The sequence below is a fragment of the Chitinolyticbacter albus genome (assembly GCF_024437655.1).
Classification (GTDB): Bacteria; Pseudomonadota; Gammaproteobacteria; order Burkholderiales; family Chitinibacteraceae; genus Chitinolyticbacter; species Chitinolyticbacter albus.
This window is the reverse complement of the sequence record NZ_JANBVF010000034.1, coordinates 1-10,280: the sequence shown is the minus strand read 5'-3', so window position 1 is coordinate 10,280 and position 10,280 is coordinate 1. Positions and strand designations below refer to the sequence as shown.

The 10,280-nt window shown below is 61.4% G+C and carries 10 protein-coding genes; 2 read left to right on the top strand and 8 right to left on the bottom strand.

The genetic code is table 11. The features are described 5' to 3' along the window. Positions 1-155: 155 nt before the first annotated feature. From NLI84_RS16015 to NLI84_RS16000, 4 genes are all read right to left on the bottom strand, one after another. The gene (locus tag NLI84_RS16015; protein ID WP_255991681.1) at positions 156-809 is read right to left on the bottom strand and encodes an HD domain-containing protein; all 654 of its coding nucleotides are present in this window, start codon (positions 807-809) and stop codon (positions 156-158) included. Between the two features lie 136 nt (positions 810-945). Beyond that, complete coding sequence (locus NLI84_RS16010; protein WP_255991680.1) at positions 946-1,701, bottom strand: trans-aconitate 2-methyltransferase; 756 nt, start codon at positions 1,699-1,701, stop codon at positions 946-948. Between the two features lie 198 nt (positions 1,702-1,899). Next, positions 1,900-2,982 (bottom strand): ABC transporter substrate-binding protein, encoded by a 1,083-nt coding sequence (locus NLI84_RS16005; protein ID WP_255991679.1) that lies wholly within the window; start codon positions 2,980-2,982, stop codon positions 1,900-1,902. 39 nt (positions 2,983-3,021) lie between these two features. After that, entirely contained in the window at positions 3,022-4,374 is a 1,353-nt protein-coding gene (locus tag NLI84_RS16000) for an LLM class flavin-dependent oxidoreductase (protein ID WP_255991678.1), read from the bottom strand. 614 nt (positions 4,375-4,988) lie between these two features. On the opposite strand from NLI84_RS16000, the gene NLI84_RS15995 reads away from it, so the two are divergent. Beyond that, positions 4,989-7,106 (top strand): S41 family peptidase, encoded by a 2,118-nt coding sequence (locus NLI84_RS15995; protein ID WP_255991677.1) that lies wholly within the window; start codon positions 4,989-4,991, stop codon positions 7,104-7,106. Between the two features lie 95 nt (positions 7,107-7,201). On the opposite strand, the gene NLI84_RS15990 is transcribed toward NLI84_RS15995, so the two are convergent. The 4 genes from NLI84_RS15990 to NLI84_RS15975 form a co-directional block, all read right to left on the bottom strand. Continuing rightward, a complete protein-coding gene (locus NLI84_RS15990; protein WP_255991676.1) occupies positions 7,202-8,149 on the bottom strand; it encodes an aldo/keto reductase in 948 nt (315 codons plus the stop codon). 50 nt (positions 8,150-8,199) lie between these two features. Then, positions 8,200-8,475, bottom strand: coding sequence for a DUF2164 domain-containing protein (locus NLI84_RS15985; protein ID WP_255991675.1), 276 nt, complete (start codon positions 8,473-8,475; stop codon positions 8,200-8,202). Between the two features lie 17 nt (positions 8,476-8,492). Next, on the bottom strand, positions 8,493-9,488 hold the full coding sequence (locus tag NLI84_RS15980) for an aldo/keto reductase (RefSeq protein WP_255991674.1): 996 nt from the start codon (positions 9,486-9,488) through the stop codon (positions 8,493-8,495). A 156-nt stretch (positions 9,489-9,644) separates the two neighbouring features. Then, positions 9,645-9,827 (bottom strand): hypothetical protein, encoded by a 183-nt coding sequence (locus NLI84_RS15975; protein WP_255991673.1) that lies wholly within the window; start codon positions 9,825-9,827, stop codon positions 9,645-9,647. A 77-nt stretch (positions 9,828-9,904) separates the two neighbouring features. Here NLI84_RS15975 and NLI84_RS15970 point away from each other — a divergent pair, with 77 nt between their 5' ends. Next, positions 9,905-10,243: a zinc ribbon domain-containing protein YjdM gene (locus NLI84_RS15970; protein ID WP_255991672.1), complete on the top strand. Its 339-nt coding sequence runs from the start codon at positions 9,905-9,907 to the stop codon at positions 10,241-10,243. The last annotated feature ends 37 nt before the right edge of the window (positions 10,244-10,280 follow it).

Here is a 10,280-nt window from a genome sequence, read left to right as displayed (position 1 = left end):
TTATTTGTTAAGCGCGTAGTTAATCGTCCGGGACTGGACAGATAGGCATGTGCCAGCGCCGACCTGAGCTCGGCACCGAGCCGCGACATGCTGCGTTCCGCGCATCGATGCAATACAGGTTGTGCGAACACCAGCAGCAAGCCTGGCTAGTGCAATCAGCCACGTTGGAGCAATCGCTGCCACAGCGTGCGGGGCCGCACTGCCGCCGCGAGATTGCTGCGCGCACTGGCTTCGAATTGCGCCTGCAGCGCAGGCGTGCCATAGAGCGGGGAGCGTGCCAGCAGCGCCCGGAGTATCGCGCGACGCTTGCGGCGGAAGAGGGGGCCGGGCACCCAGGCGTATTCAGCACGGATCTGTGCCTCATACTCGGCGAACCGCTCGGGCGTGGCACCGAGGATGGCCAGATCAATGCCGACCAGCAGTCGGGCATCGTGCTCTTGCGGCACCGCATCGTGCCGGGTGGCGAGGATCAGCGCCTGTACCCGCGCCACCCGTTCCGATCCAACGCGGGCAGCGGTGAGCTCGCGTGCGGCCCACTCGGCGCTGCGCGCCTCATTGTCACTGGCCTTCACGTCATAGATCGCGTCGTGGAACCATAGCGCGATCCCGATTTCGGCCGGCTCATCGGCAAGATCACGATAGCGGGCCAGCAGCGCGAGGCACTCGGCCAGATGCTGGCGCGTGTGGTAGTGCCGTTGCGGCTCGGCATAGGCCGCCAGCAACGCTTCTCGAACGGCCAGTCCGTCGCCAGTGGCGCCAAGGGCAGGCCAGCAATCGCGCCACGATGCTTCGAACAATGTTTGACTCATGGTCAGCCGAGGCATTCGGTCGCGTTCGTGCGCCCACGCAGGCGGCAGGGTGGAGTCTCGCGCATCGGGCATCCTTGCAAGGGCAGGTTGCCCAGCATAGCCGGCGCCGGGCGGCGAGACCAACCGCCAGCCAGAATCAGCGCTTGCGCGCCACCGCAAACAATCGGCGATAGGGCAGCAGCGTGACGCCATCGCGCTGCGGGTAGGCCTTCGCCAGCGCGGGCTTGAGCTCTGCCGTGAAATCGGCCCAGGCCGTGTCGTCGAGTGCGGCGCGCAGCGGCCGCAGTGCGGTGCCCGATAGCCAGGTGTACACCGGGTGCTCGCCGCTGAGCACGTGCAAATAGGTTGTTTCCCAGACGTCGATATCGCTGTCGGTGCCCAGTAGCAGCCGGGCGTAATCGGCGGGCTCCAGCACCGGGTTATGGCGCCAGTGCGGCAGCAACGCATCACGCCAGGTGGCGCTGTGCACCAGCTGGTCGAGTACCTGATGCGATGGCGCGCCGAAGTTGCCGGGTACCTGGAAAGCGAGCCAGGCCCCGGCGCTCATGGCCTGCAACCAGCTCACCAGCAGCGCGTCGTGGCCCGGTATCCATTGCAGCACCGCGTTGCTGATGATCACGTCGACATCGTGCGGCGGCGTCCAGTCTCGCGCGTCGAATTGGTGAACCTCGATGCCGCGCTGCCGTGCCGCAGCGACCATGGCGGAGTCGGAATCGAAGCCCTCAATCTGCGCGCGCGGCCAGCGTCGGCCCAGCGTGGCTGTCAGGTTGCCCGGCCCGCAACCCAGATCGATCACTCGCCGGGGCGCCGCGACATTGATGCGTGCGACCAGATCCTGGAAGGGGCGCGCGCGTTCATCGGCAAACTGCAAATAGAGATCGGGGTTCCACATTACGGGGGCTCTGGCGTGCTCAAGGTGCGAGTGTAGCGCTTCGGTCACGGGCAGTGGCCTCAGCGCCTGTTTACGATCTTTTCGCGGCACGGCCGGCGCGTTGCCGCGTTGCAAGCCGCGCGCGGGATTCATGCTGCGGGCCATACCGCGCACCGGCATCGTGCCCGCACGCTGTCGTGAAAAGGCCGGAAACAGGCGTCAGCTCGCCGGCTGCAACTTGCCCGCCGCCACCAGCTTGCCGCCGGCATCGAAGCGCGGCCAGGCCTCGGTGTACTGCAGTTCCTTGAGCGCGGTTTCCAGGTAACGGGAATCGAACCAGGCGCGCACGTCGAACGGCTTGCGGATCAGCTTGTACTTGTGGGCGTCGGCCACGCCTTGGCTCGCGCGTGCGATCACAAACTCGTCGATGCGCGGGCTCAGCCGGTGTGACAGCGGAATGTTGGCGTATTCGCGGCGATAGGTGGCCTCGGCAATGCTGCCGGCCGAGCCCCACAGCTGGAACACGGCGTCGCGGTGCGCCGGCTCGCCGGCCCAATAGGCGGCGCGCACCAACGCGTTCACCACGCGCTGCGTCGCCCGCGGGTAGGCCTGGGCGAACTTCTGGTTCACCAGCACGAAGCCTTGTGAGGTGGCAGCCGGGTTCTGCTTGGTGGTGTAGATGATGCGTGCCTTGCCGGCATCGGCGAGCTTTATCAGATCCAGCGTGCTGAAGATCGCGTCCACATCACCGGCGAGGAAGGCCGCCTTGTACGTGGCCGGCTCCATGTTCACCACCTTCACGTCGCGCTCGGTCAGGCCGTGCTCGGTGAGGATGCGGTTCACCGCCAGCTGCGTGGCGGTGCCCTTGTGAAAGGCGATGCGCTTGCCGCGCAGCCCCTTGATGTCGGTGATACCCGATTGTGGCGTGGCGGCCACGTAGACGTCGCCGCGCGTGGAACCGGCCAGTACCACGCGGGTGTCGAGCCCGACTGCGCGGCCGATGATGGCGGGCAGATCGCCCAGCGTAGTGAAGTCGAGCTGGTTGTTGGAAATGGCCTCGTTCACCGCCGGGCCCTGGCCCTTGAAGAAGATCCACTCAACCTTTACGCCATCCTTGGCGAACTCGGACTCCACATAGCGGTTCACCTGCGCGACTGAAGTCCAGCCGGTGGACACGCGTGGCGGGTTGCCGATGCCGGCGGTGGAAACGCCGATGCGGATCACCTTGGGCAGGGTATCGGCCAGCAATGGCGCGGAGAGCAGCAGGCTGACAAGGGTGGCGGCGAGGGTACGAAACAGCATGGGGGACTCCGTGGGGCGGCTCGGCCGCCCCGGTTCTGATCAGGCAGGAACGGCTTCTGCTGGCGTGATGGCGTAGCGGCTGGCGGGCCGGGCCAGACCCAGGTTGTCGCGCAGCGTGCGGCCTTCGTATTCGGTGCGATAGAGGCCACGGCGCTGCAGCTCGGGTACCACCAGCGCGACGAAATCGTCGAGCCCGGAGGGCAGGATGGGCGGCATGATGTTGAAGCCGTCGGCGGCGCCGTTCTCGAACCAGCTCTGCAGCTGGTCGGCGATCTGCGCGGGCGTGCCCACCAGCGTCCAGTGGCCGCGCGCGCCGGCCACCCACAGGTAGAGCTGGCGCAGCGTGAAGTGGTGGCGGCGCGCGATATCCAGCATCAGTGCCTGGCGGCTCTTCATGTTCTCGGTGCCCGGCAGCTCCGGCACCGGGCCGTCGAGCGGATAGCCGGAAAGATCAATGCCGCCGACGAGGCCGGAGAGCAGCGCCAGGCCCACCTCGGGCAGGATCAGATCCTGCAGCGCTTGGTATTTCTCCTGCGCCTCCTCCTCAGTGGCGGCTACCACTGGGAACACGCCCGGCATGATGCGCAGCTGGTCCGGCATGCGGCCGTACTTCGCCAGCCGGCCCTTCACGTCGGCGTAGAAGGCCTGGGCTTCCTCCAACGTCTGCTGGGCGGTGAAGATCACCTCGGCGGTCTCGGCCGCCAGTTCCTTGCCGGCTTCGGACGAGCCGGCCTGCACGATCACCGGATAGCCTTGCGGCGGGCGCGGCACATTGAGCGGCCCGCGCACGGCGAAGTGCTTGCCGGCATGGTTGAGCTCGTGGCGCGCCGCCGGCTCGTAGAACTGGCCGCGATCCTTGTCGCGCACGAAGGCATCGTCATCCCAGCTATCCCACAGGCCCTTCACCACGTCGACGAACTCGTGCGCGCGCTCGTAGCGATCGGCGTGATCCGGGTGCTTGTCGAGGCCGAAGTTGCCTGCGGCGGCCGACGAGCCGGTGGTGACCACATTCCAGCCGGCGCGACCGCCCGAGATATGGTCGAGCGAGGCGAACTTGCGCGCCAGGATGTATGGGTCTTCGTAGGTGGTGCTGGCGGTGGCGATAAAGCCGATGTGCTCGGTGACCACCGACAGCGCCGAGAACAGTGTCACCGGCTCGAAGCTGCCGCCCCAGGCATTCTTGCCTTCCGGGCCGCCATTGCCGATGCCGGCGGCGAGGCCATCGGCCAGGAACACCGCGTCAAACAGGCCGCGCTCCGCCGTCTGGGCGATGTGGATGTAGTGCTGTAGATTGATGCCGCCATCGGCCTGCGCGGCCGGGTGGCGCCAGGCGGCGACGTGGTGGCCGGCACCGGGCAGAAAGGCGCCGAGGCGCAGCTTGCGTTGACTCATGGTTGTGCTCGTGGGCAGAGTGCGGCGCGGCCGCGAAGGCTGCACATCGAGCAAGAGCCATGCCACGCGGCAACGCGGCTAACTACCGCACTGCGGGCGTGGATTTGATTCGATATCAGCAGCAGATTGCTGCTATTTCACCAGGTGGAGGCGGTGGGGGGCCGGACCGGTGGTGCTTGATGGGCTGGAGGTCGGACAGGAAACTTCGGTCTGCAACGGCCGGTTTACCTCGCGGCACATCCACTCGCCGAGCCTGGCTTGAACCTGTTTCCTGCCTGAGGCCCAGATGGGTTTGTGGGTGGGCAGCAATCCGCGGTTGAAAATTCTGGTCGCATGGAATCGCCTATTCTGGTGCCCGTGATCATCTCACTGGTTAGAATATGGCAGCCTTGCTGTTTGCATGATTGGCGGGAGTTGATAGCTAGTCAGCTGAGGCGAAGGTTGATGAAAAATTGCTTCCACCCTCCGCTCAAAACGAACGGAGCGAGATAGCGGCTCTGAGCGGGTCAAACTGTTTGGCTGTTTTGTGGACCTCTACATTGTATTTCTCGAGGGATTCTGACCTGTATCTCTCTGAAGTGGAAATACGTTTAATTGATTGATTAGAAATCAATATGAATTTTTCTATGAATAATTGTGTGGCAAGTACTTTTTTATTTCTAAGTATTGCTTTGTCGTCGGTGTGCTCATTTTCTGCGGCGCCTAAGCCGTTGCTTTGGGGCGCCGAAGCAATTACGCGAACTAGTAGCGAATTGAGTGCTTTGCTCGACGATAAAGAAAACGTCGTTTATGTGGTTGATGTGGCAAGAGTAAAGCGTATTCTGAAAACACTAGAGCGTCTAGAGCGGATGGCAGGGACTTCTTCAAAGCTTTGGCTAGTTTACTCAGGTGATAATGCGCCTAATGCTTTTGCGTTTGTTAAGGATGGCGTCGGTCAGATAGTCGTTACCACGTCGGTGTTGGATTTGTTAGGTGATGATCTTGATGCCTATGCATTTGTATTGGGGCATGAACTGGGGCATGTTGTTAAAAGCCACGGTTTGCAACAGCATTATCTTGCGAAGATGATGAAGTTCTCACGAGAGCTAAACCCCAATAATTTTAGTGGTCGGTTAGGCTATGGAATAAAGGATGAGGCGAGTTTTAGTGCTGCATTTTATGGGGCTTCATTTGGTCGAGATCAGGAGCGTCAAGCAGATAGTCTAGGTTTGGAGTATATGAGGCACGCTGGTTATGATTTACGCGGTGCGTCTCGTTTTTTTCGTTCCATCTCAAGTTTATCTCGTTCAGAGCGGCCGCTATTTCTAAGAACGCATCCAAGTGATGAGGAGCGGGCTTCTAATATTGAAAGGGAAATAAAGCTGGTTGCAAATTTGGGCGGTCGAGATTCGGCGAGTGTGAGACAGGCAAATGCATCATTGGAAAGTAATATTTCAATTTACTCCCCTGGTGACGAGGGGTTGGCACGAATTGCAGAGGTAATTGCAATCGTTGGGCGTGAGTTTGTTTCTCCCGTTGACAATCAGCAGTTGATAGCGGGCTGCCTTCGCGGTTTAGACTTTGGGTCAGGTGTGACGCCCGGGTTTGATGCTGATCTTTCGCTAAAAGATATCGTCGAAGCAATTTCTATGGGCAATAAAGCACGACCTAAGAATTTCGTGAGGAAACGAACGAATTCTTGTGTGGACGGAATGTTGATGGCTCTGGATCGTCGTTCTTATCGTATTGATCGTGATGAGGATCAACTGTCGCAATCGCCGGCATTGGCTGCGGGGGCGGGTCTTGAATTGAAAATTCAAGATGAAATACCAAAGATCGTTTCAGTGCTAGAAAAAGGGCCTGCGGCGCGGGCGAAATTAGAGGTTGGTGATTTATTGACTGGCATCGACGGTGTTTCGACTAAAGGATTAACGAATGCCCAAGTAGTGCGCAAGTTGCGGGGAGCTGCGGGTAGTTCAGTCACGCTTTCCTTAGAGCGCCCCGGTGTGTCAGCGACCAATCGAGTCGAGTTGATCCGAGAGGTGGTTAAAGTGCCGTCAATTGATTTTTATATGTTGCCGTCTCATTATGCGCATCTAAAAATTAGATCCTTTGGTGTGAAAACCTTGGAGCATTTAGGAGACATGTTACGATCATTGAAAAACGACGGAGGTCCTGTTTACGGGATAATTGTCGATGTCCGAAATAACAGTGGTGGCTTATTGCCATCATGTGTTGGCGTTGCATCGGCGTTTCTTGCAGATAATCTATTGGTCGTAGAAACCATAGGTAGAACGGGGGACAGCAAATTACGCCTTGTCGCCTCACCAGACTCCTATGTGCGCCCGGGGGCCGCAAACCCTCTGGCGCATCTTCCACAGCACATTAAAACGCTCCCTATGGTGGTGCTCGTTAATAAGGACACAGCGGCATGCTCGGAAATTGTTGCTGCTGCGCTTCAAGATCACAAACGTGCTCTTATTTTGGGAGAGCGAACTCAAGGGTTCGGCTCGATCTCCAGAAATTTCTCGTTGAAGAACGACGATGTACTGAGTCTGACCACTGCTTTGTTCAGGCGCCCCAACGGTGAAGCCACTTCCGATATTGGGGTAATTCCAGATGTCACGTTGTCGTCAAAAATAGAAGGCACCGTGACGGGCCGCGATACGCAACTCGAAGAGGCTATAAAAATGCTTTCAGCTAGGGGTACTCATTCGCCTGAGACTACCATTGGCCTGCCGTTGACTGATTAGCTACACAGGAGGCCCGGAAAAATCGTGACCGGTCGCGGCGGCGGCTAATGAAAACGCAGCATCCCTCACCAAAGAATGCTGCGTTCCAAGCGGCGTCAGCCTTGCGCGGTGATAGCATCCACCTGCGCCAGCTCCTCGCTGCTCAGCTGCCAGCTCACCGCGCGGGCGTTGGCCTCGACCTGCTCCGGCGTGGAAGCGCCGGCGATGATGCTGCCAACAAAGGGTTTGGCCCCCAGCCAGCTGAACGCCAGCTCCAGCAGCGTGTGGCCGTGCTCATTGGCGTAGCGGCCCAGTTGCTCGGCGACGCCCAGATTGCGTTCGGTCAGGTAGCGCTCGGCGAGGTTGCTCGAACTGGCGAGGCGGGTGCCATCCGGCGCCGGTTCGTTGCACTTGTACTTGCCCGAGAGCAGGCCATTCGCCAGCGGGAAGAAGGGCAGCAGCGACAGCCCGTAGCGCTCGATCACCTCGGCGCGGTGGCCTTCGGGCTTGCGGTGCAGCAGGCTGTATTCGTCCTGGCTGGTGATAAAGGGGCTGGCGCCCAGTTCCTTAGCCACCCGCTGCGCCTCGACGATCTGCCACGGGGCAAAATTGGACAGCCCCACGTAGCGCACCTTACCGGCGCGAACCAGGTCGTGCAGTGCCTGCACCGTTTCCTCGATTGGTGTGGCCGGATCGGGTTTGTGGATCTGGTAGAGGTCGATCCAGTCGGTCTTGAGGCGCTTCAGGCTCGCTTCCGCGGCGTTGAACAGGTAACGGCGCGAGGTGCCCTTGAGCCCGGCGGCTTCATCGATGGGGTTGCCGAACTTGGTCGCCAGGATCACATCCTGGCGACGGCTGCCGATCACCTCGCCAAGGATGGTTTCCGAGCCACCCTTGTTGCCGTATACGTCGGCGGTATCGAAGAAGTTGATGCCGACGTCGAGCGCCTTGTGGATCACGCGGCGCGAGGCTTCGAGATCGAGCCGACCGCCGAAATTGTTGGTGCCAAGGCCGACGAGCGAGACGGATAGGCCGGAATGGCCGAGCTGGCGTTGCTGGGTCATGTGTGTGCTCCTAGGTGGGGTGGCCCTGCCGCATTGGCGGCACGGACGGGTCAGGTTCGCTTTCGCGGTGTGCGCTCGTACTTGCGCCAGTAGGGGAAGGTTTCCTCGTAGACGTCGTAATTGAGATCGGCCACGCGCTGCGCCAACCGCTCCTGCGCATCGGCGACGGCGCGGTTGTAGATGGCGGGGCCGATCTCCTCGAGGAAGAAGCCGAGCAGGCCGATCGCGGCGATGTTGCCGATCGGCGCTTCCATGTTTTCGCGGAAATAGCGCTCGATCGATGTGAGCGCCTCGCTGCGTTCATCCTTGGAAAGCGTGATCGCCACGGTCGGGGCTGCCGCGTTCAGCGCGTGGCGTCGCCGCGCCGGTAGTCGGCAGTGATCTCGTCGAAGCGCGCCTTCAGCGCCGGATCGAGCTTGAACTCGGCGGCCGCCAGCGTGGCATCGAGCTGTTCCGGGCTGCTGGCGCCCAAGAGCGGCGCGGTGATGACGGGGTTGGCCAGCACCCAGGCGAGTGCGGCGGTGGTCAGCGACACACCGGCTTCGTCGGCCGCTGCCTTTAGCGCGGCCACGGTGGCGAACTCGCGCTCGTGCCAGTAGCGGTCCTGATAGCGCTCGGCTGCCTTGCCCAGCGTAAAGCGCGTGCCCTCGGTCGGCGCGCCAAGGGCGTGCTTGCCGGTGAGCAGGCCGCCGGCCAGCGGGTTGTACGGGATCACGGCGAGGCCTTCCTCCTGCGCCAGCGGCAGCAGCTCGCGCTCGATCTCGCGGAACAGCAGGCTGTAGCGTGGCTGCACCGAGACGAAGCGGGCCAGCCGGTTCGCTTCCTGTTTACCCAGCGCGCGGGCCAGCCGGTAGGCGAGGAAGTTCGATACGCCGATGTAGCGCACCTTGCCGCTCTGCACCAGATCGTCGAGGGCGGCCAGCGTTTCGTCGAGCGGCGTGTTCGCATCGTCCGAGTGCAGCTGGTAGAGGTCGATATGATCGGTGCCAAGGCGCGAGAGCGACGCTTCGACGGCCTCGACCAAATGCTTGCGCGAGGCGCCCTGGTTCCAGCTGTGCGGCCCGACCTTGCCGACGGCCTTGGTCGCCAGCACCACTTGGCTGCGGCGGCCCTTGAGCCAGCGGCCAAGGATTTCCTCGGTGCGGCCGGTGGTGGAAAGATCGCCGCCCAACGGGTAGACATCGGCGGTATCGATCAGGTTGATGCCGGCGTCTACCGCCTTATCCAGAATGCGCTGCGCGACGGCTTCGTCGGTCTGCAGACCGAAGGTCATGGTGCCGAGGGCAAGGCGGGAAACAACGAGGCCGGTGCGGCCAAAACGGGTGGTGGGGATGCTCATTGCGGGACCTTGTGCGTGTGGACGCCGCCATTCAGCAAGGCCCGTTCCAGGCTGCAAGCCGCAGCACTGCTGGAAAGCCAAGTGCACGGCTGCGTGTTTTGCAGCAGGGTGCGCATGGCGCTGCTGCATTGCGCACAGGCCGAGCGGCAAGCCTGCTTAGCGGAACACCACGGCCTCGTCCTCGGTCAGCCGTGGCAGGCGTGGCGGCAGGTTAGCGACGAGGCCGTAGCCCAGGCTCGCGATCCACAGCGTGCGCCAGCGCCGGCCCGGGAAGGCCGCGTCGACCACCGTGGTGTTACGCTTGGTCGGCGTTGTTGTGTTACTTAGCCCCGCCCGCATGGCGGGGCTGCCCCACGGACGGGGGTGTGGTGCCCTATTACAGCGTTAGCCAAAATCGTTATTCAGAGAATTGATAGATGAGTGATTTACCAAACTGCCCAAGCTGTAATTCAAGCTTTACATACGAAGACCATGGGCTGCTGATCTGCCCTGAGTGTGGTCATGAATGGAAGGCGGGGGAAAGTGATCAGCACGACGCTCAATTGGTCGTGAAGGATGCAAACGGCAACACGCTCGCCGATGGTGACACCATATCTGTGATCAAGGACCTGAAGGTTAAAGGCACATCCCTGGTCGTTAAAGTGGGGACCAAGGTAAAGAACATAAAGCTTGTCGATGGGGACCACAATATCGATTGCAAAATCGACGGCATTGGACCGATGAAGCTCAAATCGGAGTTCGTTAAAAAGGCCTGAATGCCCGCCCGCAGTGCGGGCAGGGCAGTAGTGCCGA

Bases quoted from the DNA above. Each gene is read 5' to 3' on its own strand.
- NLI84_RS15980 (WP_255991674.1), bottom strand. From the start codon at position 9,488: ATGAGCATCCCCACCACCCGTTTTGGCCGCACCGGCCTCGTTGTTTCC.
- NLI84_RS15995 (WP_255991677.1), top strand. From the start codon at position 4,989: ATGAATTTTTCTATGAATAATTGTGTGGCAAGTACTTTTTTATTTCTA.
- NLI84_RS15990 (WP_255991676.1), bottom strand. From the start codon at position 8,149: ATGACCCAGCAACGCCAGCTCGGCCATTCCGGCCTATCCGTCTCGCTC.
- NLI84_RS16015 (WP_255991681.1), bottom strand. From the start codon at position 809: ATGAGTCAAACATTGTTCGAAGCATCGTGGCGCGATTGCTGGCCTGCC.
- NLI84_RS15975 (WP_255991673.1), bottom strand. From the start codon at position 9,827: ATGCGGGCGGGGCTAAGTAACACAACAACGCCGACCAAGCGTAACACC.
- NLI84_RS15970 (WP_255991672.1), top strand. From the start codon at position 9,905: ATGAGTGATTTACCAAACTGCCCAAGCTGTAATTCAAGCTTTACATAC.
- NLI84_RS16000 (WP_255991678.1), bottom strand. From the start codon at position 4,374: ATGAGTCAACGCAAGCTGCGCCTCGGCGCCTTTCTGCCCGGTGCCGGC.
- NLI84_RS16005 (WP_255991679.1), bottom strand. From the start codon at position 2,982: ATGCTGTTTCGTACCCTCGCCGCCACCCTTGTCAGCCTGCTGCTCTCC.
- NLI84_RS16010 (WP_255991680.1), bottom strand. From the start codon at position 1,701: ATGTGGAACCCCGATCTCTATTTGCAGTTTGCCGATGAACGCGCGCGC.